A 24,522-nucleotide genomic window follows, 5' to 3' on the forward strand; every position below is an offset into this window, starting at 1 on the left:
TGCATTTGATCGGGAAACGTTGCACAAAATGAAACGCCATCACAAACAGGCATCATTGTGGACACTCTCTTCGAACGCATCAAGGACGCCCGGGAAAAAGCTGGTCTGTCGGTCAACCAGGCAGCGGAAGCATTGGGCGTGAAGCGGACACAAATCTGGCGTATGGAAAATCGATCAGAAACCCTGACCGCTGAACGCTTGTTCGAGCTTGCCGATCTTTACGGCGTCGATGCCAGAAAGCTTTTCCAGGGGGATACTGTCTCAGCATCGCCGGACAAACTCTATGATCTGATAGGCGCGGTGGTCATCATGGTTGAGGAATGCGTTCAGACCTTGGAGGCAAGACCATCACCAGACCTTATACGTGATGCTGTCGTTGAAGTTCTCAGACAGGAGGGTAACCAGCCGCCTGACATCCGGGCAAAGGGTTTTGACGCCAGTCGATATCAAGGGTTGGTCACACTAATATTCAAACAGGTAAAACAATCATGAACCCCATCACCCAATCTGAAATCAACAAAGCTGCATGGGGAGCATGTGATACCTTCCGGGGCGTGGTCGATCCGTCGATCTACAAGGATTTCGTTCTTACCATGCTCTTCCTCAAATACGTCAGCGACGTATGGAAGGACCATCGTGCCCGCTACACGGAAGAGCATCCCGATGCCCCTGATCTTGTAGAGGCAATGATGCTGCAAGAGGCATTTGTGTTACCAAATGGGGCTGGGTTCGACGCGCTCCATAGACGCCGTCATGAGGCAGGAAATGGGGAACGGATTGACAAGGCCCTGCATGCCATTGAAGAAGCCAATGGCACCAAGCTGCGGGGCGTATTCCAGGATATCAGCTTCAACAGCAACAAACTGGGTGATGAAGAACAGAAGAACGACATCCTCCGCCACCTGCTTGAAGACTTCGCCAAACCCGCCCTCGATCTGCGGCCATCCCGGGTGGGTCAACTCGACATCATCGGTGGGGCCTATGAATACCTGATCAGCCGGTTTGCCGCCACGGCGGGCAAGAAGGCCGGGGAATTTTATACCCCCGCTGAGGTCAGTGAACTCATGGCCCGGCTGGTCGATCCTCAGGAAGGGGATGACATCTGCGATCCCACATGTGGCTCAGCATCCTTGCTGATGAAGTGTGGGCGGCTGATCCGGGACCGTACCAGCACCAAACGTTATGCGCTGTTCGGTCAGGAGGCGATTGGCTCCACCTGGGCCCTGGCCAAGATGAACCTGTTTCTGCATGGGGAAGAGAACCATCAGGTCGAATGGGGGGATACCATCCGCAACCCCAAGCTACGCACCACAGACGACACCCTTCGCCACTATGACGTGGTTGTAGCCAATCCGCCCTTCAGTCTGGAAAAGTGGGGGACTGAAGCCGCCGAGACCGACAAGTTTGGCCGGTTCCGCCGGGGTATGCCGCCCAAGACCAAGGGGGATTATGCCTTCATCCTGCATATGATCGAGACCATGAAACCCCAGACCGGGCGTATGGCCGTGGTGGTGCCCCATGGGGTGCTGTTCCGGGGATCATCCGAGGGCAAGATAAGGCAAAAGCTGGTCGAGGAAAACCTGTTGGATGCAGTTATCGGCGTGCCGGAAAAGCTGTTCTTTGGCACTGGCATCCCGGCGGCGGTCCTGCTGTTCCGGAAGTTCAAACCCGATACCTCGGTAATGTTCATCGATGCGAGCCGGGAGTTCGAGGCAGGCACCAACCAGAACGCGCTGAACGAGGCACATCTGACCAAGATCGTAGAGACATACCGGACCCGGGAAACGGTGGACAAATACGCCTATCGGGCCACAGTGGAGGAGATCACCGAGAACGACTTCAACCTCAACATTCCCCGGTATGTGGACACGTTTGAGGAAGAAGAAGAGATCGACCTAATGGCCGTTCGTGAAGAACGAACCCGGCTGAAAACTGATCTGGCCGAGTTGGAAACCCGCATGGAGGGGTATCTCCAAGAGCTTGGTTACTCATGAACGCAGTCACCTTAACCAGTTCTTTCCCTGCTACAGTCCAGCCTGGCATTCCCAAGTTAGGCGATACCCCTGACGGTTGGGCCAGAGCGCCACTTGGTCGTTTTCTGCATGAGGTTCGGCGGCCAATAAGGATGGTGGATGATGAGGAATACAAACTCGTCACTGTGAAACGTGCACGTGGCGGTGTTGTCGACCGTGGTAGTTTTCTTGGCCGAGATGTGTTGGTCAAATCCCAGTATCTTATTGAGCCAGGTGACTTCCTGATTTCCAAGCGTCAAATCGTCCATGGAGCATGTGGTTTGGTGCCGGACGAACTGGGTGGGTCTGTGGTGTCCAACGAGTACGCCGTGCTCAATGGTACCAACGAGATCGACCTGAAATTCTTGAATTATTTGGCCCATTCGATTTTCTTCCAGCAGACGTGTTTTCATTCGAGCATTGGCGTTCACGTCGAAAAGATGATCTTCAAGCTTGACCGGTGGCTGAATTTTGAGTTCGACCTTCCCCCACTCCCCGAACAACGAAAGATCGCGGATATTCTCTCCACCTGGGACCGGGCCATTGAGGTGAGTGAGGCGCTGCTCTCCACCGCCCGCACCCAGAAACGCGCCCTCATGCAGTCGCTCCTCACCGGCAAACGCCGCTTCCCTGAATTTGAAGGTCAGGAATGGAAAGAGGTGCGGTTGGGGGATGTTTGTAAATTACAAACAGGCCCGTTTGGGAGCCAACTGAAGGCTGAAGAGTATTCCACCCACAAGGATGGTGTCGCGGTAGTCATGCCCAAAGCTTTGATCAATGGATCGGTGGATTTCTCAGTTTGTGACTTCATCGAGCAAGAAAGGTCCAACGACTTAGTGAAACATCGTCTCTTGGTCGGAGATTTGCTTTTTAGTCGCAGGGGCGACGTTGCTCGAACTGCGCTGGTCACAGAAGCAGATGGACCGTGCATCTGCGGGACTGGCTGTTTGCGAGCAAGACCATCGAGTTTCAGACTCGCACGCTTTCTATCCAAACTCCTCCAGATGGAGTTTTGCCGAAGCTGGCTTGAGGAAAACGCTGTCGGTCAGACAATGCTGAACCTCAATACGAAAATAATTGGAGCTTTGCCGATACAAGTTCCCTGCGAGAACGAGCAGGAGAAGATAGTTGCCGTTTTTGATGACGTAGACGCTCAGATTGAGGAGCATCGCTTGTCGATAGAAAAACTCCGCACCGAGAAGAAGGCCCTGATGCAGCAACTCCTGACCGGTAAACGTCGGGTGGCAATCAATGCGTAGTGGGCTTACGATCTTTGCACGGCTTGCTTTGACAGCAACAGCAATAGCACCGGTTGGCTTCACATATGCAGCAGTAGCAGCATTGAACAAGCATTATGGCACGATGATGATGCTGTTCCTTGGCTCCGCGCTTCTTGTTCGAGTCTGTGTCTTCGTTCTTGATGCCATAAAGACAAAAAGCGGCGTGAGTACAGAAGCGAGTTCGCCTGAAGATCATCCCATAACTTTTGTTGAACCTGCTGATCGTGAAAACACAGCGATCATACTGCTCTACTTGATGCCGTTGTTCACCGCAGATTTTAATGATCTCAACTGGATCGTCTGGGTGCCCACAATTCTAGTATTCGCCGTGATTGCCATGACGAGCCACAGTTATTTTTTCAACCCACTTCTGGGACTGTTCGGATGGCATTTCTACCGTGTGGGAACACCTGAAAATGTGACCCGGCTGTTGATATCCAAACAAACAATTAACAAGGGTGACCGCGTAATTTCAGGCATCCAATTAAGCGATTATGTGATTTTAGATACGGAGTAAGAGATGCCAAGAACGTTTTTTGCAGTGTGTCGTGTGGGCGATGAAAACGACATTAAACGCATTCCTCTTCGTGCCGGGGTCCAGCAGGAGCTTGAGCAACTCTTTGATGAGCAGGAGCAGGCATTTCTCGGAGGTAGAGATGAAGAAATTCCCTTTGACGGTGACTGGAAGCCAGATGGCAACGAATTGCTTGTCATTGAAGACGCTGACCTTGCTGCCCCGTTTGGTCAAACTCTGGTGGATGGACCGGCGGCGTATCAACAGCTTGATGTGACGAACTATGCAGACGCCGGGATCAAAGGGATTTTTACCCGCTCCGAAGTTTTAGATGGTCGCCTACTTCTTCAGCGATTTCAGACTTCTCAATACTTGCAGAAGAGTGGTCTTACGCTGGTTTTCAGCAATAATCAGTTCGGCAAGTTATCCGAAAACGGCTTTGCTCTGGATGCAAGGCTCGCGGCTGTCATCGAGGGTAACCACTTCAAGTTTCTGAGTTTCCGCAACCTGCGCACCATCCTGACAATCCAGCATCATTTTGAACAGGCAACCGAAACTGAAATAGCTGAATTTCGAGATCACGCTTCTTTCCATGTTGAAAACGCTGCACTGTTTGATGCTGCAATGGATGAACGATCAAGAAAGCTGATTTGTGGTATTAGCCGAGCCGGTATTCTCAACGACCATGATGCCCAATCAATCCAAACCAAAGCTGGAAGTGTCGGTCTACAGATCGACATGCAAGATGGTCGCCTAGTTCTGCCAGGCGAAAAGCGACGCCTCAAAACAATACTGAGCTTCTTGGAGGAAAGCGTATACAAGGGGGTTTTCTCCGATGAAACGTTCCAAACCAACTCAAAGAGACCGGTTCAGTAGGGATGCAACGCGCACCGGACACCCGCGAAGAAGCTGCGGCCAAGCTGCCAGCCCTGCATGTGCTGATGGTCATGGGGTGGGAGTATCTGTCACCGGCGGATTCTCTTGCATCCCGTGGGTCTGAACGGACAGTAGTGTTGGAGGATGTGCTGCGGGATCGGCTGGGCACCCATCGGTTTGACTACAAGGGTCAGAACTATCCACTGTCACCTGCCGGTATCGATCAGGTGGTGCGGACCATCTCGGCCACCGGGCTCAGTGAGGGGCTGATTCCGGCGAACAAGGCAATCTATCAGCATCTTACGTTTGGGATAACGGTCACCGAGTTCGTGGATGGGCAACGAACATCGGTGACGGTGCCATTGATCGACTGGGCCAACATCGACGCCAATCAGTTTCATGTGACCGAAGAACTGAGTGTTGAACGCCCGGCAGGCATGGGTCGGTATCGGCCTGATATCGTGTGCTATGTGAATGGTATCCCCCTGGTGGTGATCGAGGCGAAGCGGCCCGTGTCCTCAACCAAACCCACCGCGATGGTGGAAGAGGGGATAAGCCAGCACCTGAGAAACCAGCAGGGCGATGGTATCCAGGACCTCTATGCATATTCACAGCTTTTGCTGTCGATTTCTGGGGTAGAGGGCCGTTATGGCACCACGGGCACCGCCAAGAAATTCTGGTCTACCTGGCGGGAGGAGGATCTGACTGAAGCCAAGATGCAGCAGATACGCTCACAGCCGCTCACAGAAGCCCAGAAAGACCATCTATTTACCGACAGGCCCCACTGGGCCCTCAAGGACTATGACCGGCTCCACAGCGGCCTTGTGCTTCTTTCTGAGCAGGACCGGCTTGTCATCAGCCTGTTGCGGCCTGATCGGCTGTTGGATTTCACCCGGCGGTTCATCTTCTTTGATCGGAAACTGGGAAAGATCGCAGCCCGCTACCAACAGGTCCGTGGGACCAACGCGATCATCGACCAGATCAGCCAGCAGAAACCTGATGGAAGCCGTGAAAGTGGTGTCATCTGGCACACCACGGGCAGTGGTAAATCCAATCTGATGGTGTTTCTGACCAAGGCCCTGCTGCTGGAGCAGGAGTTGGCGGGATGTCGTATCATCATTGTCACTGACCGCGTTGATCTGGAAAAACAACTGGCTGCGACCTTCCTGACCGGTGGTGCATTCGGATCGGATGTGGCCACGAAGAAGGATGGTGAAAAGGCCAAGGTGCAGTCAGGTAAGGACCTGGCCAAAAGAATTGGGTCCGGGACTGAGCGGATTATCTTCACACTGCTTCAGAAGTTCAATTCGGCCACCAAACTCCCGGAGTGTTATAATCCGTCCGACAAGATGATCGTGCTGGTGGACGAAGGCCACCGCAGCCAGGGTGGTGAGAACCATGAACGGATGCGGAAGACCCTGCCGAATGCGGCCTTCATCGCGTTCACGGGCACACCGCTGCTCAAGGGGGACAAAACACGCAACAAGTTTGGCCCGATCCTGCATGCATATACCATGCAGGATGCCATCGATGATGGTGCCGTCACGCCGTTGATTTATGAAGAACGAAAACCTGTCGTTGATATCAATGATGCCGCTATCGATGCATGGTTCGACAAGATCACGGCCCCTCTGTCGGACAAACAGAAGTCCGACCTGAAACAGAAATATGCCACCCGTGGCCAATTATACGGGGCCGGGAACCGGATCGATCTTATTGCTTGGGACATCGCAACACACTTCACCGAGAACTTTGCCAAGCTCGATCTTGGATTGAAAGCCCAACTTGCAACTGACAGCAAATTGTCGGCCATTCGGTACAAGCAGGCATTGGACGCCACCGGCATGGTAACCAGTGCGGTGGTGATCTCACCACCGGATACGAGAGAGGACCACGAAGATATCGATGAAGCCAACATTCCAGAGGTTCAAGCCTGGTGGAAGGCAAATGTCGGGAATGATCCGGAAGCATATGAAAGCGGTGTGATCGAGGATTTCAGCACGGATGGTGCCCCGGATATTCTGATCGTCGTGGATAAGCTGCTGACCGGGTTTGATGAGCCGAGGAATGCTGTGCTTTACATCGATAAACATCTGAGGGGGCATAACCTGCTTCAGGCCATCGCCCGGGTAAACAGATTGCACGAGGCCAAGCAGCATGGATATCTCATTGACTACCGGGGTATTCTGTCGGAACTGGACACGTCGATTAAGGACTACCAGGACCTCGCTGAGCAGACCCAGGCCGGTTATGAAATTGATGATCTGATTGGGACGATCTCCAACGTATCAACAGAGTACAAACGATTGCCTGCTTTGCACGATGCACTGTGGGCCATCTTTGCCGATGTCGAGAACAGAGCCGACCGGGAACAGTTCAGACGGGTTCTGGTACCAGAATTTGTCGATGATGAAACAGGTCAAAACATCGATGCGAGACAGCAGGTCCGAGAGGATTTCTATGACGCACTAACCAACTTCGGATTATGCCTGAAACTGGCTTTGTCATCCCGGGCATTCTTCGAAGATGGTGCGTTTTCTGAAAAGATCATCCAAACCTACAAACGTGATCTGAAGTTTTTCACCGAGGTCCGCATCCAGGCAAAACGTGATGCACAGGAAGTCGTGGATTTCTCGGAATACGAAGATCAGATCAGACGGCTGGTGGACAAGCAGGTGATCGGCCAGGAAATCGTCGATCCTGAAGGTTTCATTCTGGTTGGTGATCTGGGGGGTAAAGATGATGATCCTGCTGATTGGTCCGAGGAAAAAACCCGTACTGAAGCTGATCTGATCAAGACCCGCATCAGAAAGACGATTGAACAGGACCTGATCGATGATCCTTACGCCCAAACTGTTTTCTCGGAACTTTTGAAAGAAGCCATCCGCGAAGCTGAGGCGCTGTTTGACCACCCATCCAAGCAGTACACGTTGTTCAAGGACCTGGAGGCACAGGTGGACGACCGCGCAACCCCTGGCGTCCCAGAGAGGTTTGCCGATCACCCGATGGCCCAATCCTATTTTGGGGCATTCTTCGAGGCCCTGGGGCCAGAACGAGCCGGTGAGTACCCACAGGATGATCTGGTGGGGGAGGCCCTGTACATCGATGAAACCGTTGATGGTGCGATCAAAACACATTCGATCAATCCCGGCAGTATCGAAGCGGAAATCCGACGTGCATTGCTGCCAAGGTATTTCAAGTTTCTTGGTGGTCTGGATGCCGCGAACGCCGTCATCGACCAGGTTATCGACATTGTTCGTGCTGGCAATGCTAAGGGTAAGAGATGAGCAATCAGTTCACCTTGGTCTACGGCACCGAACGGGTACCATACTCGGTAAATCCTGATCCCAAGCGGACCACACGGATTGCCATCCATGTTGAACCCAATGGCGTGGTTCAGGTCGATGCACCACCTGATTTTCCAGAGAAAGCAGTTCAGAAAGCCGTGCAAAAACGGGCACGTTGGGTGGTCGATCACGTGGCAGAAGCCCGGCAACGGTATGCACATGTGTCACCCAGAGAGTACGTATCCGGTGAACAGATACTGTATCTTGGTCGCCGGTACGTGTTGAAGGTGATAGCAACACAAAGTGGTGGTACGAGTGTGAAGCTCAAGGCGAACCGTCTGGAGGTTGTCACACGATCATCCGACCCAGATGATATCCGGGGACGAGTTCGGGGATGGTATCGTGCCAAGGCCAGAGACTATTTCTGTCGGCGACTGGATGAATTGTCGATCAAGTTGCCATGGGTAGAAGCAGCACCACCGTTCAAGCTTCAGGAAATGACCCGGCAATGGGGGAGTTGCTCACCAAGTGGTCAGATCATTCTCAACCCGCATTTGATCAAAGCCCCACGGGAATGCATCGAATATGTACTTGTCCATGAACTTACCCATCTCAAGCATCATGATCATGGTGCTCAGTTCTGGACGCTCATAGACCGGCAGGTACCGGGCTGGGAGAAGCCCAAAGCGGTGTTGGATAACATGGTCGAGTTGTTACACAACGGGTGAGATTATTGATGGCGTTCCGTAGCATCCATTTGATTGCCTTAGAGGTTTAAAAATGGGTTCTTTTTCGCAGCTAATGTGCTCCACCAAACCAAGCTTGAAAACCCGAACGATATGTCCTGCTTCCTCAAGAAACTGCCTTCTTAGAGTATCTACTTGAAATTCCACCAAACGATCACCAACTCAAGCAGACTGTGACGTTCCCTTGCTTAGATCGTTGATCGGAGCCGAACCACAGATAGGTGAAGCAGCCATGCAATCGGTAAATTTGACCGAGCCTATTTGTGCGCGTTGGTAACTGGTCGTGAGGGTGGAAAACTCGGACCCCGGTAACGGGTCTGCATATGGAAACCCCTCTTTCTCAGTCGTGTCTCGAACCGACAAACAAAACTGATACTCCCCACAAGAATGCAGTTGATGGAGCGCTCTTGGCGCTCTGCCGACTAATTGCACGGCAAACAGCGTTGGACTTCATTCAAGATGCTGACATTCTGTCTGTGGAGGATACAGAATGACTCGGTGTGCCATCTACTGCCGATACTCAACTGACATGCAAAGTGACACATCACTTGCAGACCAAACCCGTGAAGCTCGTGAATATGCGGAACGGCAGGGTTGGTCTGTGGTCAAGGTATATGAAGATGCTGCGATGAGCGGTGGTTCTTCAAATCGACCACAGTTTGAGCGGCTTCGAAGAGATGCCGAAGCAAATCAGTTTGATGTAGTATTGACGGAATCAATTGATCGTCTCTCACGAAATCTTGCCGTTACGGCTCAACTACACGAAGAGCTTAGCTTTGCCGGGGTACGATTGTTCACAATCCATCTGGGTGAAATCAGTCAGATGCACGTCGCGGTGATGGGCATGATCGCTCAACAGTTTATCAGTGACCTGAGTGAGAAGGTGAAACGGGGCCAGAGAGGCCGTGTTCTTGCCGGGAAAACTGCTGGTGGAGTTGGGTATGGCTATCTCGTCAGTGAGCCTGGTGAACGAACGATCATTCCTGAACAGGCTGCTGTCGTCGAGCGAATCTTTGTTCTGTATGCCGAAGGTGTGAGCCCGCGTGGCATAGCGAAGATGCTCAACGAAGAACAGATACCAGGGCCAAGAGGAGGTACTTGGAAGGATACCACTATCCGTGGGCAACGGGATCGTGGAACGGGTATTCTTAACAATGAAGCATACATTGGTCGGCTAGTGTATGGCCGAACCCAATATCCTAAAAACCCCAAAACGCACAAATCCGTCTCCAGACCACAGCCGGAAGAAAATTGGACGGTAACACAGGTCCCAGAACTCAGGATCATTTCAGATGAGTTATGGCAAAGGGTTAAGGAACGCCAAGAGGCAAACACCATTGTCATGCCAAGAGATGGTGATAACCGTGCGTTGAACCGAAAACATAGGAAAGTGCATCCCCTCTCCGGTGTGCTTATCTGTGGGTGCTGTGGTGGACCAATGGCGATCACAGCAAAGGATCGCTACGGCTGTTCCGGATATCGAGCATCCCGAAGCTGCGACAACAAACGTACCATCCCACGCATGGAAGTCGAAGATCGCGTTTTCGTTGGCCTGCGGGAGGGTCTTCTCAACTCCGAATATCTTGATGCATTCACCATCGAGTTTCAGAAGGAAGTGGAGCGGCTCCGGAAGCTCACTACGTCTGACCTGGCATCAAAGAAGAAGCGGCTCATGGAAGTCAGTCGGCAGATTGATCGCATTGTTGATCACATCGTCAATGGCACCGGTGGTAAAGCTGTCACGGACAGGCTCGGTGATCTGGAATCTGAGAAGGAGTTCTTGGAAACAGAGATCATTCATCAGGAAGAACAGACCAGCATCATCCCGCTACACAACATTGGTCAGGTTTACCGTGCCAAGATCAGGCAGTTAACCAATGGGCTGAGTGATCCCGCAATACGCCTTCAGGCCATCGACACGATCCAGGGTTTGATCGATCATATCAAGGTGACCCCGACAAACACGGGGTTCGATGTTGAACTCCACGGTGAGTTGGGTGCAATCTTGGAAATGGTGGACCAGAACGACCGACGCCCCGCAGTGGAAACTGCGGGGCGTTCGTTTTCAGTGGTTGCGGGAGTAGGATTTGAACCTACGACCTTCAGGTTATGAGCCTGACGAGCTACCGGGCTGCTCCATCCCGCGACAATTTCCGTTCGCATGTATTATGTCCCCAAAGTAGGGAGTTCAAGCGAATTCAGGTGAATTTTTTGAGGTTTTTTACCTGCTCGTCAAACAGAACAAGTATCCGCGCATCTCGGCAATGCGGTCCAGTTCACGGGCCATACGGTCGTCTGACGGGGGCGTATCGACAACAGCAGCAAGACATTTGCGGCTGCAGTCAGCGATCACATTCAGAATGCGGAACCGGCGACCACATGACAGGCTGTCTGGCACAAAGTCCAGCGACCATCACTGGTTCGGCCCCTGCGGGATCGCCATGGGCTTTCTGGTGCCCACTGCACGCTTGCGACCGCCCCGTTTATGGACTGTCAATCCTTCTTCACGGTAGATTCGGTACAGCGTCTTCCAATTCACTTGCCAGCCCTCGCGCTTCAGCAGAATATGTAGCCGTCGATGTCCAAAACGCCACCGCTCAGACGACAATGCCGTCAGCCTGCCACGCAGTTCGGTATCCGTCGGTCGCTTGGATGTACGCCGCTGGCCACACAGACCAATCCCAGCCACGGCACACACGCGCTTCTTATTGTATCGCTTCTCAGTCATGGACAAGGTTGCTCATTGCGTCGCGATCCGGGCCCCAAAAGTTTGTTCCTAGCATTCGGGCGAGCAGGTCAATAGGCACGTACAAACACCTCAACCAATTGGATACAACGCCAAAGCGATTGAGCGCTTTGGCAACTATTTCATGGGCCCTACAGAAAAGAAAACAACAGCACCGTCTCGGCGGTTCACTTCAGCTTGTGCCGCATAATCTCGACCGGTTAGGGTGCTTAGCCAAGGGTTATCAAGTCTGTAGCCAAGAAGCGATACACCCTGAGGATCGTTCGGCGAGGGACCTGCGTAGACCTTCAGCCCGGCGCTCTCCAGAATGACCTGCATCCGCTCCGCGGTACAAGGCAGGCCGACCAATTCCTGCAGTCCATGTCCAAATGCCCGGCTCAGGATCCGGAAATCCAAGCTTCGGTGAGCCGTGCTTGGAATTCTGTCCGTAGTCGTGGATGGCATTCGCCGTTTTCAGTATCGACTTGAGCGTTTACGCTCGATGAAAGTACATCAAATCCAAATTCTCGCGGCGGAATCGAGCTATCAGAAGCAATTGCTCCTGCTCTTGACACAGCAAAGAGTACAAGCGCTGTGTGTTTTGAGCCTTTAAGTATTTCGGGCTCCTACATCGCCTTGATAGAATGTAGTTTTCCCACCACCCTCTATAACTAAACGAGAGCTAGCCAAGAATTAAACCAATTCACAAGATCAAACTGGGCGACGCGGGAAAACTGATCAAACTTAGGCGGAAAGCGTTTCAGTTGATAGTTTTGTCCCCCAAAAGGTTCAATGATTTCCCTGTGTAGGGCGAGAATTGAATGTCAGAACCTAGTCCCAATATGACCATTCTAAGAAGAGGCGCCAACCTCAGCAAACTCCGTGCCATCATAGTCGATCACGTTTTCAGCGAAAGGTCGGTTCGGGATCATGATCCCGAGGTGGCATTGAATGGCTGCTCAAGCGGCATAGGCTGCGTTCGCGTCTCGTTGGTTCGGTCAGAATTCGGTTCGAGCCAGTGCGACACCCGTTAACAAGCGCTATGGTGAAATCTTCTGCAACAGCAAAGTCTGCATGCTGCGCGTACTCGGGTTCAGTCTCAAAAACCGCTGCATGAGCGCAATGTCGGGAATTGTCCGCAGTGCAGTCATCCACCAGCCACAAATGCCGCGCAATGCACGAATGCCTGACATGGAGGAGAGTAACGAGGCAATGTTTTCAACCTTGTGAATGTCGGCTAAGGGCCGGTAGCGCGGATCTCCAACTACGCCTTGTGGATGCTGCACCGCATCTGATGACCGAAATGAGCGCAATAAGCCAATCGCTTTAGCGAATACTGACTGCTGATACCTTCATTATCCAGGCATTTGCAGATGGTGGGCAATCCTATTCCTGAGGTCTCAAAGGTTTCTAAAGGCGACGATAGTACCGAACTAATTAGCTTTCCTCATTTGTGTTTGACACGCGGGCTCTGCCGCGTGCAGGTTTCGTTCAAGGAAATGTATGGAACGCAGCACATGCTGGGACAATGCATCAGGATCATTTTGGGGCGGCGCGCAACCGGCTGTGATCTCGTTGTCTGACATGACCTTGGCCCCTTGAGGCCTCACCAGGCACGTTCCGTGTTCGCGGATGCCGTCAGATTTCCTTCCGATATGGTCCCCTCTTTATGCTTACATCAAATGGGCTTCGCCTTGCCGTCGATATTGGCGGGACATTCACCGACACAGTTATGGTGGACGGTCAGGGTACTATTCTTGCCACGGCCAAGACGCCGACAACCCCGCCAAACCCGACCCTTGGGGCGCTTGCCGGGACGGAACGGGTGCTTGCCGATACCGGGGCAAACTGGTCAAAGATTCAAGGCTTTATTCACGGGACGACCCTGGCCACCAACGCGTTGATTGAAAGACGTGGCGCGGTTGTGGCGACGATCACGACAGCGGGGTTTCGCGACATCCTTGAGATCGCTTATGAGCGGCGGTTTAGCCAATATGATATCAATCTGGTTAAACCCGACTTGCTGGTCCCGTCTGCGCGTGCCTTCACGATTGCGGGTCGCATGACAGCCAGTGGGCACCAGATCGAAGCCTTAGATGAGGCGGCCGTTACCGCTTTGGCAAACGACCTGGAGGCCAGCGGTGCGAAGGCGGTCGCCATCTGTCTGATGCACGCCTACGCCAACCCCGCTCACGAATTGCGCTTGCGGGCGCTTTTGCAAAGGGCCCTGCCGGATCTGGTAATTTCGCTTTCCCACGAGGTCAGCCCCGAGGCGCGTGAATTTGACCGGCTTTCGACCACCATCGCGAACGCCTATATACAGCCGTTGATGGCCCGTTATCTGGCGGATTTTCAGGCGCGGTTTTCTGAGAACGGGTTGACCTGTCCGATCCTGATGATGACCGCCGGCGGCGGTATGACGACAATAGAAACAGCAGCCCGCTTGCCGATCCGTTTGGTTGAAAGCGGCCCGGCGGGCGGGGCCATTCTGGCGGCGCGCATCGCCGCAGAAACCGCCGAAGCGGACGTGTTGAGCTTTGACATGGGCGGGACGACGGCCAAGCTGTGCCTGATTGATCAATTTCGACCTCAAACCACCCGCAAGTTTGAGATTGCCCGCGCCGAGAGATTCATCAAAGGGTCAGGCATGCCCGTCCGCATCCCCGTCATTGAGATGATCGAGATCGGCGCAGGTGGCGGGTCAATCGCGCATGTCGATCGGCTGGGTCGGTTGCTGATCGGGCCCGAAAGTGCTGGTGCTGAGCCCGGGCCTGCCGCCTTTGCCAAGGGCGGCACCTCCCCCACGGTGACAGACGCGGATGTGATTCAAGGGCTCATCGACCCTGATCTGTTTGCCGAAGGGCAACTGAAAATCGACACAACCGCAGCCGAGCATGCGCTGGTACAGCATGTCGGTGAACCAATGGACCTGAGCGCCGCCGAAGCGGCCCATGGCATCAGTGAGATCGTGGATGAGAATATGGCTGGAGCGGGTCGGATGCACGCAGTCGAATCGGGCAAGGATTTGGCTACTCGGTTGATGATTGCCTTTGGCGGCAACGGCCCGTTGCATGCCACCCGGGTTGCCAGACGTGCTCAGGTGGAACGCATCCTTATACCACGAGACCCCAGCGTCGGCTCTGCCGTCGGGTTTTTGTTTGCACCGGTGTCTTTTGAAATCATCCGGTCCCGCTACAGCACTCTCGACGCGCTAAATCTTGCAGATATCAACGCCTTTTTTGACGATATGTTGACGGAAGCGACAGGCGTGGTGCGGGCCGGTGTTCCAAGGGGGCCGCTAACAGAGCGCCGCGTGGGTTTCATGCGCTACCAAGGACAAGGTCACGAAGTTGAAATACCGCTGCCAGATCATGAACTGGAGGCCAAGGATATCCCTGCTCTCACCCGCGCGTTTGAAAAGGAATACAGCCGCCAGTTCAGCCGAGCTGTGCCGGGCATGACAATCGAAATACTCAACTGGGCTGTTGAGGTGTCTTCTGAGCCGCTTGCTTTGCGACCCATTCCGGAGCCTTCAACTGAGCAGTCCGCAACGCCCATGAGACGCCGAAACATTCTTTGTGACGTCACCGGCAAATGGCGGAAGGCGGATATCTACTCCCGCGCCTCACTCCGCGCAGGCGATCACCTTGCAGGGCCTGCTTTGATCGTCGAGCCGCAAACCACCACATTTGTCAGCGCTGACTTTTCGGCGCGTGTGGATGGAGGCGGCAACATCTGGCTCAATCGCGAAACGGAGCATAGCGATGCGTAAACCAAACACCCGATTGCAGGTCATGTGGAACCGGCTTTTGGCCGTAGTTGAAGAGCAAGGCCAGGCGCTGATCCGCGCTGCTTTCAGTCCCATTGTGCGGGAATGCGGTGACATATCCGCAGGCATTTTTGATCTGCAGGGGCGCATGTTGGCCCAGGCCGTCACAGGCACACCAGGGCATATCAACACCATGGCCGAAGCCGTCAAAACCCTGCGCGACCGGTTTGAGGTAAAGGATATGAAGCCGGGCGACATCTTTCTGACCAATGACCCTTGGATTGCCTCAGGGCATCTGAACGATTTTCTGTTGATGATGCCAGTTTTCCACAACGGAGCGGTTGTTGGCTTTACGTCCTGCACCTCGCATCTTGTCGATTTGGGAGGACTGGGCATGGGGCCGGAGGGGGCGGACGTCTACGACGAAGGCTTGTTGATACCGCCCTGCAAATTGATGGATCAGGGTGCACTGAATGCGCTGTTGATGGAGATCATCAAGGCCAACTCCCGCGAGCCGATTGCAAATGAGGGCGACATTTACGCGCTGATCGCATGCTGTGAAACGGGAGCTGCGCGGCTTGCCGGGATGATGGACGAATTCGGTCTAAACGATCTGGACGCGCTGGCCGACTACATCATTGAGATATCCTATCAGGGCACGCTCGACGCCCTTACCGAGCTGCCCAAAGGCACTTGGAACAGTGTTCTGAAGGTCGATGGGTATGAAAAAGAGATCGACCTGCACGCCGCGCTTACACTTGCAGATGACCATGTGCTGCTTGATTTCAGCGGCACATCCGGACTGTCGAGAAAAGGCATCAACGTCCCGCTCAATTACGCCACCGCCTATGCGGTGTTTGCGCTGCGCTGCATCATCGGACCCGACATTCCCAACAATGCGGGTTCGCTTGCGCCGTTTCAGGTCACCGCCCCGACCGATTGCATCCTCAACGCGCAGGCGCCTGCACCCGTGGCGATGCGCCATACGCTGGGGCAAATGACGCCTGATCTTGTCTATGGGTGCCTGTCGCAGGCCGTGCCGGACAGGGTGCCCGCAGAGGGTGCGTCGTGCATGTATGACCTGCCGCTGCGCCACGTGGCTGAAACCGCCTTGAACGGTGGTGAGACGTTCGCGCTGGAGCTTGTCTTTAGCGGCGGCACGGGCGCGCGACCAGGTCTTGATGGGCTGTCTGCGACGGCCTTCCCGTCGGGGGTCTGGGGCTCTCAGATTGAAACCACGGAAGCTGTCGCACCGGTTCTGTTCACACGGCGCGAGCTGAAGCAAGACAGCGGTGGCCCCGGCAGCCACCGCGGGGGGCTTGGGCAGCACATCGAATTACGCTCAGCGATTGATGAGGATTTCATAGTGTTTCTGTCGGTGGAACGGGTGCTTAACCCCGCTAACGGACGCCACGGCGGCATGGCGGGTGCGGCGGGGCGCATTCGGATCGGACATGACGGAGCCGACCTGCCCGGCAAAGGAAAGGTGCGGGTCAACGCGGGCAAGACATTGGTTTTTGAGACACCCGGTGGCGGTGGGTTTGGCCCGCCTCAGGACCGCAGCGCTGCTGCCGTTCGACGTGACCTCGAGGACGGTTTGATCAGTAGCCAGGCCGCGCGTGACATCTATGGGGTTGATACATGATCGCACCAGTCTCTCATATCGCAGCGCTGTCGCCCTACGCGCTGGCCGACCTGACCGCGCCTGCCGGCTCGCGCCTGATCTCGCTGTCCCAAAACGAAAGCCTGCGCCCGCCCAGCCCGCATGTGATCAAAGCTGCGGCGCAGGCTATGGAAAGCGCGCAGCTTTATCCTGATCCCGATTGGGGCGCACTGCGGTCCGCCCTGACCGAACATCACGGTATTCCGGCAGGCGGAATACTGTGTGGCAACGGCTCAATGGAGTTGATTGCAGGCCTTACACTGGCTTTTGCAGACCCGCAAAACGCGGTTTTGGCGCCCGCACATGCCTATCCGTTTTTCCGAACCGCGGCGCAGCTGGCGCGCGCACGCTTTGACACCGCACCGGAAACCAACGGCGGCGTGTCTGTTGACGCGCTGCTTGCCGCTGTCCGACCCGACACGCGCATCGTGTTCGTCGCCAATCCGGGCAACCCGACGGGGACACGGGTGTCGCGCAACGATTTGCTGCGCCTGCGCGACGGTCTGCGTGGCGATATCCTGTTGGTGATTGATGAGGCCTATGGTGAGTTTGCCGACCATTTGAACGAGCCGATGTTCGATCTGGTTGCGCGAGGTGATACCGTTGTGCTGCGGACCTTTTCCAAAGCCTATGGGCTTGCGGGCATGCGTGTGGGATGGGGGCTGTTCCCCGAACAGATCGCCGGGGCCGTGCGCAAGGTGATGAACCCGAACACTGTGTCCGTTGCGGGCCAAGCCGCCGCCTGTGCGGCACTGAAGGATCACGATTACATGCGCGCGACCTGTCAGGCTACGTCCCAACAGCGGGACCGGCTGGTCATACAATTGCGCGGGGCTGGCCTTGAGGTGGCGGACAGCTTCACCAACTTTACCCTGATCCGCTTTGCCAGCGCAGACGCCGCAGCCAGTGCAGATGCAAGCCTGCGCGCGCAGGGCGTGTTCCTTCGCGCGCAGGGCGGCGTCGGGCTGCCAGATTGCCTTAGGATCACGATCGGCTCGGAGGGCGACATGAGTTTTGCGGCATCCCTTTTGACGCGTTGGGCCGAGGAGGAGATGACATGACACAGTCGCGTGGGCGCGCCCGTTTTGGGATCTTGGTCCCCTTCACAAATACCAACCTTGAGCCGGACATGACCCTATTGCGGCCCGAAGGTGTGTCGCTCCATTTTGCGCGCCTTGGTGGGTACGATGAGGATGAAATTCCGGATGCGGACCAGATGCATGGGTTGGGGGCCTCTGATCTGGGCGAACCGCTGCGCCTTTTGCAAGGTGTGAAGCCGGACGTGATCCTTTACGGCTGCACCTCAGCCACGCTCACCCATGGCCCTTCCTTTGATCGCGATCTGGCGCGCCAGATCAAACAGGACAGTGGCGCAGAAACGGTGACAGCAGCGGGTGCCTTGGTGCATGCTTTACAGAGCTTGGGCATCAAACGGATCGGTTTCGCCTCACCCTATGTGGCCGCGATCAACGATTTGGCCGTCGCCTTTCTGTCGCAGGTTGGTATCAAGACTGTGGAGCGGTCAGAGGTTGCCACCGCGCTCGACAATTACGGACAGGGTGAACTGGATCCGCAAACCGTTTGTGATCTGGGACTGGCCGCTGATCACCCCGACGCGCACGCCATTGTGATGTCGTGCACGGATATGCGCAGCGTCGAATGCATAGCGAGGATCGAGGCCAAACTGGGCAAGCCGGTGATCACCTCAAATCAGGCGATGGTGTTTCAGGCGATGCAGCTTGCCGGACTGCCCGACACCTTGCCGGGCTTCGGCCAATTGCTTGCGGGAGGCCAGCGATGACTTTTGAAAAGATCGCAAATTTCGCCCTTGCGGATAGCGACATGCCGGACAGCGCGCTGGAGATGGCGGCGACGCTGCTGATCGACACTATCGGCGTCGCCGCCGGTGCTGCACATATGGAAGCAGGGCGCATCGCGCGCGATCATGCCTTTGCCTTTCACGGGGCCGGATCGTCGGAACATGCAGCGCATATGATGTTCGATGGGCGGCAAGCGTCCATTCCGGGTGCCGCCTTTGCGACCGCGACCCAAATTGATAACCTGGATGGCCATGACGGGCTGAATGCAACCAAAGGTCATATCGGCTGCGCCGTCGTGCCTGCGCTGTTTGCCTTTGCCGAAAGCCGCCCTGACCTGGCAGGTCGAGATGCGCTCGCGGCTTTGGTTATGTCCTATGAAGTTGCGGCCCGCGCAGCCTTTGCCTTGCACAGTTCAGTGTCTGACTACCACACATCCGGTGCATGGAACGCATTGGGTGTGGCTGCGTTAGGATGCCGCCTGCGCTGCGCGAACGCCGGGCAACTGCGCCACGCCTTGGGAATAGCAGAATACCATGGGCCTCGCAGTCAGATGATGCGCGAAATTGCGAACCCGACCATGCTGCATGACGGCTCTGGCATGGGGGCATTGGTCGGGGCCATGGCAACGTTGATGGCAATGAACGGGTTCACCGGCGCACCTGCAATCACTGTTGAAGGCGAAGACGCATCGGCGCACTGGGCAGATCTGGGCGCGGTCTGGACCGTTGAAGAGAACTATATCAAACCCTATCCGGTCTGCCGTTGGGCCCATGCGGCACTTGATGGATTGTCTGCATTGATGGGGGAACATGGGTTTACGGCGCAGACGGTCGCATCCATTCAGGTCAATACCTTTGAGGAGGCCGCAGCGCTGTATGCGGGGCTGCCATCTACGACATCTCAGGCGCAGTATTCGTTGGCCTTTGCTTTGTCCGCTATGCTGGCACATGGCACAATCGGTCCCGAACACATTGCTGGAACCGGGTTGAGAGACCGAAGTATTGCCGACATCCTGCCGCGCATCTCCGTACGGGAAGAAGCGCGGCATTCGGTGCGCTTTCCCGCGGGGCGTTGGTCGGACGTCACGGTGACGCTGACGGACGGACGCCGGCTTGCCTCGGGCGATGTGCAGGCACGCGGTGGGCCCGAAGACCCAATGGAGCTGCACGAGGTCCAGCGGAAGTTCGAGATCATGACCGCAAGGCTCGGGCCCGAACGCACTGAAGCACTTTGGGCGATGCGGGATAAACTGCTGTCACCGGACGTGAAATTCGACGCGTTGGCAAAAATCGTTCGCGCGCCCGAGGAGGGACAACATGTCTGACACCCCGCGCATCATCTTGCACAACGACAGCACCACCGATATGGAACAGCAACTGCTTGATCGCTTTCCAGACGCTGATTTTCGCGTGTGCAACAGTTATGACGGCCTGCCTTCGTTGATCGATGACTACCGCCCGCATGTCCTGTATTCCGTTCGGTTCGCAGGCACGCCCGGCTTTCCGCGCGCAGCACTCTTTGGACCACAAGGGCCAGCATGGATCGCTGTTGGCGGTTCTGGAACTGATCATCTTGGGCAATGGGACATGGCCCGGACCACTGTCACCAATTCTGCAGGTGTAGCCGCCAATATGATGGCCGAATATGTGTTTGGCGGGTTTCTGCATTTCACCCTGAACGTGATGGGCCTGCAAAGGGACAAGGCTGCAAAAGCATGGAACGCCCGCAAAGTTGCGCCACTTTCGGGCAAGACACTACTCATTGCTGGTTTGGGTCACACCGGCCGGGCGATTGCAAAACGAGCCAAAGCGTTTGGCATGTACGTTCTTGGAACCCGGGCCAACCCCAGAGTGATGGAAAATGTCGACGAAGTTCACCCGGCGGATGACTTGGCGATCCTTTTGCCGCGCGCAGACTTTGTTGCAATCGCGACACCTCTGACACCGGAAACACGCGGCCTCATTGGGAGGCATGAAGTTGCTGCGCTCAAATCTGGTGTGGTTATTGCCGACGTTTCTCGCGGTGGGGTCGTCGATCAAAGCGCGCTTCTGGACGCACTGAAAGCAGGGCAGATCGCCGGGGCTGCATTGGACGTGTTCGAGGTAGAACCGCTGCCTGCTGATAACGAGCTATGGACGCTCGACAATGTGATCATCTCTCCCCACTGCTCATCTGTTTACGCTGGCTGGGAAAAGGCTTCTTTCAACCTGTTCCTGGGTAACCTTGCAAGTTGGAAAGCAGGCGAAGACTTGGTCAACATCGTGAACCCGGCGCGGGGGTACTGACCAAACCATCCAAGTGGATGACCATCATTGTGTGCTGCAGATATCGACGCTGGCGACCGGAACATAGAAGGAAAGATGCATCCACGCGGATTTGGACAGCGCGAGGCAATGCGGTCTTGCCCGTGGTGTTCTCACCAACAATTCCAGCTAGGTCATCTATCACCAAAGCCTGGTGGCACCCTGTATTCGCGAAACAGGCTCTCTATCAAGAGAATTGCGCCACAAGATATTATCAGACGCACCACATGGAACATCTTCAAAAATGAACTGAAGGTTTAGGAAGATCATCGAAAGAGAGATACGGGAACAGAGGTTTTACTAGGTTTGGCGGTGACTTACTCTCCCACGTCTTAAGACGCAGTACCATCAGCGCTACGGCACTTAACGGCTGGGTTCGGGATGGGACCAGGTGTTTTGCTCGTGCTATGACCACCAAACCATGAAAAACCTCTGTCGTCCAAGTCATGCACTCTAATGTGCTGTGTATGCTTTTGATATCACAAGTAAAAGTCCTGCTTCTACTGGATCAAATCAAGCCTATCGGGCAATTAGTACCGGTCAACTGAACACATTGCTGTGCTTACATCTCCGGCCTATCGACGAGGTGGTCTACCTCGGCCCTCAGGGATACCTTGTTTTGAGGGGGGCTTCCCGCTTAGATGCCTTCAGCGGTTATCCTTTCCGATCATAGCTACCCTGCACTGCTGCTGGCGCAACAACAGGTCCACCAGTGGATCGTTCACCCCGGTCCTCTCGTACTAGGGGCAACTCCTCTCAAGTATCCTACACCCACGGAAGATAGGGACCGAACTGTCTCACGACGTTCTAAACCCAGCTCACGTACCTCTTTAAACGGCGAACAGCCGTACCCTTGGGACCTGCTCCAGCCCCAGGATGAGATGAGCCGACATCGAGGTGCCAAACACTGCCGTCGATATGGACTCTTGGGCAGTATCAGCCTGTTATCCCCGGCGTACCTTTTATCCGTTGAGCGATGGCCCTTCCACTCGGGACCACCGGATCACTATGGCCGTCTTTCGACTCTGCTCGACTTGTCAGTCTCGCAGTCAGGCTGGCTTCTGCCATTGCACTCAACGAGCGATTTCCGACCGCTCTGAGCCAACCTTCGCGCGCCTCCGTTACGCTTTAGGAGGCGACCGCCCCAGTCAAACTACCCACCACACAGGGTCCCGGATCCGGATAACGGACCGCGGTTAGACATCAAGCAGAACAAGGGTGGTATCTCAAGGGAGGCTCCACGCAGACTGGCGTCCACGCTTCAAAGCCCACCACCTATCCTGCACATGTTCGGCCTAATGCCAGTGTGAAGTTGTAGTAAAGGTGCACGGGGTCTTTCCGTCTAACCGCGGGAAACCTGCATCTTGACAGGTAATTCAATTTCGCTGAGTCTATGTTGGAGACAGCGGGGAAGTCGTTACGCCATTCGTGCAGGTCGGAACTTACCCGACAAGGAATTTCGCTACCTTAGGACCGTTATAGTTACGGCCGCCGTTTACCTGGGCTTCAATTCAAGGCTCTCACCTCTCCTTTTAACCTTCAGGCACCGGGCAGGCGTCAGACCCTATACGTCGTCTTGCGACTTCGCAGAGCCCTGTGTTTTTAATAAACAGTCGCCACCCCCTGGTTTGTGCCCCCAGCCAATACTTGCGTAGAAACTGGGCCTCCTTCTCGCGAACTTACGGAGGTATTTTGCCGAGTTCCTTCAACATAGTTCTCTCAAGCGCCTTGGTATTCTCTACCAGTCCACCTGTGTCGGTTTAGGGTACGATCTAGCGATGGAGCTATTTCCAGGAACCTCTAAGCAGCCCATTCAATCCAATAAGGATGAACTACCCTCGAGATCCGTCACTTCCATCTGGCCCAGGAATATTAACCTGGTTCCCATCGACTACGCCTTTCGGCCTCGCCTTAGGGGTCGGCTTACCCTGCTCAGATTAGCTTTAAGCAGGAACCCTTGGACTTTCGGCGACAGTGTCTCTCACACTGTTTGTCGCTACTCATGTCATCATTCTCACTAGTGATCTCTCCACCGGATCGCTCACGCGCCGGCTTCACAGAAAACCTCTCTCCTCCAACACGGGCAAGCCCGCTAAGGAGGAATGAGATTATGTCACACTACGCTCTGCTACCATGCGATAAACGCATCCTAAGCTTCGGCTCATGGCTTGAGCCCCGTTACATCTTCGCCGCAGGACAACTTATTTAGACCAGTGAGCTGTTACGCTATCTTTAAAGGATGGCTGCTTCTAAGCCAACCTCCTGGTTGTTTTGGTCGTCCCACCTGCTTTCCCACTTAGCCATGAATTAGGGGCCTTAGCTGTAGGTCAGGGTTGTTTCCCTCTCCACGACGGACGTTAGCATTCGCCGTGTGTCTGCCATCTAGTACTCCTCGGTATTCGGAGTTTGGTTAGGATCAGTAAGCCTGTGGGGCCCCATTACCCATCCAGTGCTCTACCCCCGAGGGTATTCGGATGACGCTCTACCTAAATAGATTTCGCAGAGAACCAGCTATCTCCGAGTTTGATTGGCCTTTCACCCCTAGGCACAGCTCATCCCGATCCTTTTCAACGGATGTGGGTTCGGTCCTCCAGTACGTGTTACCGTACCTTCAACCTGGCCATGCCTAGATCACTCGGTTTCGGGTCTGATCCCACGAACTCGACGCCCTATTAAGACTCGCTTTCGCTGCGCCTACACCTATCGGCTTAAGCTTGCTCGTGAGACCAAGTCGATGACCCATTATACAAAAGGTACGCCGTCACAAGACTGGAGATCAATTTGGATCTTATTCAGAAATCTAGAAAATATCTTACCGCAAGCGTTTCACTGCCCGGGTTTACATCTTCGATATCTGCGTTCGATTTATGGTCGATCGCAACTGAGATGCGACTGGTATCTGTTAGCCTGTAGCCAACACCAACCAGCGATCTAAACTGCAGATTGCCACCCAACTCACTACCGCCAGACCCCGCATCGTAGTAACCGGGCATGAAACTGCCCTCTACGAACCACGGCCCCTGGCCAATAGACCAAATTCCTGACACCCCCACACCGATGAAAACGTCACCGTCTCCATCGATCTGACCGGCTCCTGCCAATGAATACGCTGAACGCTCTCCCGAAAAGAACGGGTTCGCGTGGTATTCGATGATCAGTGCACCGGATTGAGTGTCTGTTTGGTCTAGAACATCATCGACGCCGAGACCAACGACAAAGTCGCCAGCGACAGCATGTGATGTTGCAAGTGTTAACGTCAGTATGGAAGCGAATATTTTCATAAGCTTCCAATGACATCCAAATTGAACTCCAGTCAAGCTCCGACTGATTGTAGGCGTTCGGTTTCAGGTACTGTTTCACTCCCCTCGTCGGGGTGCTTTTCACCTTTCCCTCACGGTACTGGTTCACTATCGGTCAGTAAGGAGTACTTAGCCTTCGAAGGTGGTCCTCCGATCTTCAGACAGAATTTCACGTGTTCCGCCCTACTTAATACGTCCAATCATGCTTCTTATACGGGACTATCACCC

General features: G+C 54.7%; 14 protein-coding genes, 1 tRNA gene, 2 rRNA genes and 2 pseudogenes (1 of these 19 running past the window's edge). 14 read left to right on the forward strand and 5 right to left on the reverse strand.

Annotated elements, in window-relative coordinates; translation table 11 throughout:
• The first annotated feature begins 57 nt into the window (after window positions 1-57).
• From Q1A07_RS07795 to Q1A07_RS21915, 8 genes and pseudogenes are all read left to right on the forward strand, one after another.
• Window positions 58-492, forward strand: coding sequence for a helix-turn-helix transcriptional regulator (locus tag Q1A07_RS07795; RefSeq protein WP_299779504.1), 435 nt, complete (start codon window positions 58-60; stop codon window positions 490-492).
• On the forward strand, window positions 489-1,994 hold the full coding sequence (locus tag Q1A07_RS07800) for a type I restriction-modification system subunit M (RefSeq protein ID WP_299779506.1): 1,506 nt from the start codon (window positions 489-491) through the stop codon (window positions 1,992-1,994). The genes Q1A07_RS07795 and Q1A07_RS07800 overlap by 4 nt, the downstream gene beginning before the upstream one ends.
• Entirely contained in the window at window positions 1,991-3,271 is a 1,281-nt protein-coding gene (locus Q1A07_RS07805) for a restriction endonuclease subunit S (protein WP_299779508.1), read from the forward strand. Before Q1A07_RS07800 ends, Q1A07_RS07805 begins: the two co-directional genes overlap by 4 nt.
• On the forward strand, window positions 3,264-3,809 hold the full coding sequence (locus Q1A07_RS07810) for a hypothetical protein (protein ID WP_299779510.1): 546 nt from the start codon (window positions 3,264-3,266) through the stop codon (window positions 3,807-3,809). The genes Q1A07_RS07805 and Q1A07_RS07810 overlap by 8 nt, the downstream gene beginning before the upstream one ends.
• A 33-nt stretch (window positions 3,810-3,842) precedes the next feature.
• Window positions 3,843-4,682 carry a hypothetical protein gene (locus Q1A07_RS07815; RefSeq protein WP_299779512.1) on the forward strand — a complete coding sequence of 280 codons (840 nt, stop codon included), beginning with the start codon at window positions 3,843-3,845 and terminating at the stop codon, window positions 4,680-4,682.
• A gap of 2 nt (window positions 4,683-4,684) precedes the next feature.
• A complete protein-coding gene (locus tag Q1A07_RS07820) occupies window positions 4,685-7,969 on the forward strand; it encodes an HsdR family type I site-specific deoxyribonuclease (RefSeq protein ID WP_299779514.1) in 3,285 nt (1,094 codons plus the stop codon).
• A complete protein-coding gene (locus tag Q1A07_RS07825; protein WP_299779516.1) occupies window positions 7,966-8,697 on the forward strand; it encodes a SprT family zinc-dependent metalloprotease in 732 nt (243 codons plus the stop codon). The genes Q1A07_RS07820 and Q1A07_RS07825 overlap by 4 nt, the downstream gene beginning before the upstream one ends.
• 547 nt (window positions 8,698-9,244) lie before the next feature.
• Window positions 9,245-10,249 (forward strand): annotated as a pseudogene (locus Q1A07_RS21915) (recombinase family protein); the annotation flags it as partial.
• A 120-nt stretch (window positions 10,250-10,369) separates the two neighbouring features.
• On the opposite strand, the gene Q1A07_RS07835 reads toward Q1A07_RS21915, so the two are convergent.
• The 3 genes and pseudogenes from Q1A07_RS07835 to Q1A07_RS07845 form a co-directional block, all read right to left on the reverse strand.
• Window positions 10,370-10,516, reverse strand: coding sequence for a hypothetical protein (locus tag Q1A07_RS07835; protein WP_299779520.1), 147 nt, complete (start codon window positions 10,514-10,516; stop codon window positions 10,370-10,372).
• A gap of 268 nt (window positions 10,517-10,784) precedes the next feature.
• Window positions 10,785-10,861, reverse strand: a tRNA-Met gene (locus Q1A07_RS07840).
• Window positions 10,862-10,963: 102 nt separating this feature from the next.
• Window positions 10,964-11,487 (reverse strand): annotated as a pseudogene (locus tag Q1A07_RS07845) (IS3 family transposase); the annotation flags it as partial.
• A 1,622-nt stretch (window positions 11,488-13,109) separates the two neighbouring features.
• On the opposite strand from Q1A07_RS07845, the gene Q1A07_RS07850 reads away from it, so the two are divergent.
• Genes Q1A07_RS07850 through Q1A07_RS07875 form a run of 6 tightly spaced genes read left to right on the forward strand, consistent with a single transcriptional unit; the run spans window position 13,110 to window position 20,977 of the window.
• Window positions 13,110-15,212 carry a hydantoinase/oxoprolinase family protein gene (locus Q1A07_RS07850; protein WP_299779522.1) on the forward strand — a complete coding sequence of 701 codons (2,103 nt, stop codon included), beginning with the start codon at window positions 13,110-13,112 and terminating at the stop codon, window positions 15,210-15,212.
• Entirely contained in the window at window positions 15,205-16,854 is a 1,650-nt protein-coding gene (locus Q1A07_RS07855; protein ID WP_299779524.1) for a hydantoinase B/oxoprolinase family protein, read from the forward strand. The genes Q1A07_RS07850 and Q1A07_RS07855 overlap by 8 nt, the downstream gene beginning before the upstream one ends.
• Window positions 16,851-17,933, forward strand: a complete 1,083-nt coding sequence (locus Q1A07_RS07860; RefSeq protein WP_299779526.1) for a histidinol-phosphate transaminase — start codon at window positions 16,851-16,853, stop codon at window positions 17,931-17,933. Before Q1A07_RS07855 ends, Q1A07_RS07860 begins: the two co-directional genes overlap by 4 nt.
• Window positions 17,930-18,673, forward strand: a complete 744-nt coding sequence (locus Q1A07_RS07865; RefSeq protein ID WP_299779528.1) for an Asp/Glu racemase — start codon at window positions 17,930-17,932, stop codon at window positions 18,671-18,673. The genes Q1A07_RS07860 and Q1A07_RS07865 overlap by 4 nt, the downstream gene beginning before the upstream one ends.
• Window positions 18,670-20,016 carry an MmgE/PrpD family protein gene (locus tag Q1A07_RS07870; RefSeq protein ID WP_299779530.1) on the forward strand — a complete coding sequence of 449 codons (1,347 nt, stop codon included), beginning with the start codon at window positions 18,670-18,672 and terminating at the stop codon, window positions 20,014-20,016. Before Q1A07_RS07865 ends, Q1A07_RS07870 begins: the two co-directional genes overlap by 4 nt.
• Window positions 20,009-20,977, forward strand: a complete 969-nt coding sequence (locus Q1A07_RS07875) for a D-2-hydroxyacid dehydrogenase (RefSeq protein WP_299779532.1) — start codon at window positions 20,009-20,011, stop codon at window positions 20,975-20,977. Before Q1A07_RS07870 ends, Q1A07_RS07875 begins: the two co-directional genes overlap by 8 nt.
• A 322-nt stretch (window positions 20,978-21,299) precedes the next feature.
• On the opposite strand, the gene rrf is transcribed toward Q1A07_RS07875, so the two are convergent.
• Together rrf and Q1A07_RS07885 are read right to left on the reverse strand one after the other, a co-directional pair.
• A 5S ribosomal RNA gene (rrf, locus tag Q1A07_RS07880) occupies window positions 21,300-21,414 on the reverse strand.
• A gap of 90 nt (window positions 21,415-21,504) precedes the next feature.
• Window positions 21,505-24,522: ribosomal RNA gene (locus tag Q1A07_RS07885) — 23S ribosomal RNA — on the reverse strand; it runs 354 nt beyond the window's last position.

It is taken from the genome of uncultured Roseobacter sp. (genome assembly GCF_947492555.1).
Lineage (GTDB): Bacteria > Pseudomonadota > Alphaproteobacteria > Rhodobacterales > Rhodobacteraceae > Roseobacter.

Excerpts from the sequence above, each read along its gene's own strand:
- Q1A07_RS07825 (WP_299779516.1), top strand. The coding sequence starts at position 7,966 with ATGAGCAATCAGTTCACCTTGGTCTACGGCACCGAACGGGTACCATAC.
- Q1A07_RS07805 (WP_299779508.1), top strand. The coding sequence starts at position 1,991 with ATGAACGCAGTCACCTTAACCAGTTCTTTCCCTGCTACAGTCCAGCCT.
- Q1A07_RS07850 (WP_299779522.1), top strand. The coding sequence starts at position 13,110 with ATGCTTACATCAAATGGGCTTCGCCTTGCCGTCGATATTGGCGGGACA.
- Q1A07_RS07820 (WP_299779514.1), top strand. The coding sequence starts at position 4,685 with ATGCAACGCGCACCGGACACCCGCGAAGAAGCTGCGGCCAAGCTGCCA.
- Q1A07_RS07865 (WP_299779528.1), top strand. The coding sequence starts at position 17,930 with ATGACACAGTCGCGTGGGCGCGCCCGTTTTGGGATCTTGGTCCCCTTC.
- Q1A07_RS07800 (WP_299779506.1), top strand. The coding sequence starts at position 489 with ATGAACCCCATCACCCAATCTGAAATCAACAAAGCTGCATGGGGAGCA.
- Q1A07_RS07860 (WP_299779526.1), top strand. The coding sequence starts at position 16,851 with ATGATCGCACCAGTCTCTCATATCGCAGCGCTGTCGCCCTACGCGCTG.
- Q1A07_RS07870 (WP_299779530.1), top strand. The coding sequence starts at position 18,670 with ATGACTTTTGAAAAGATCGCAAATTTCGCCCTTGCGGATAGCGACATG.
- Q1A07_RS07810 (WP_299779510.1), top strand. The coding sequence starts at position 3,264 with ATGCGTAGTGGGCTTACGATCTTTGCACGGCTTGCTTTGACAGCAACA.
- Q1A07_RS07875 (WP_299779532.1), top strand. The coding sequence starts at position 20,009 with ATGTCTGACACCCCGCGCATCATCTTGCACAACGACAGCACCACCGAT.
- Q1A07_RS07835 (WP_299779520.1), bottom strand. The coding sequence starts at position 10,516 with ATGAATGATCTCTGTTTCCAAGAACTCCTTCTCAGATTCCAGATCACC.
- Q1A07_RS07855 (WP_299779524.1), top strand. The coding sequence starts at position 15,205 with ATGCGTAAACCAAACACCCGATTGCAGGTCATGTGGAACCGGCTTTTG.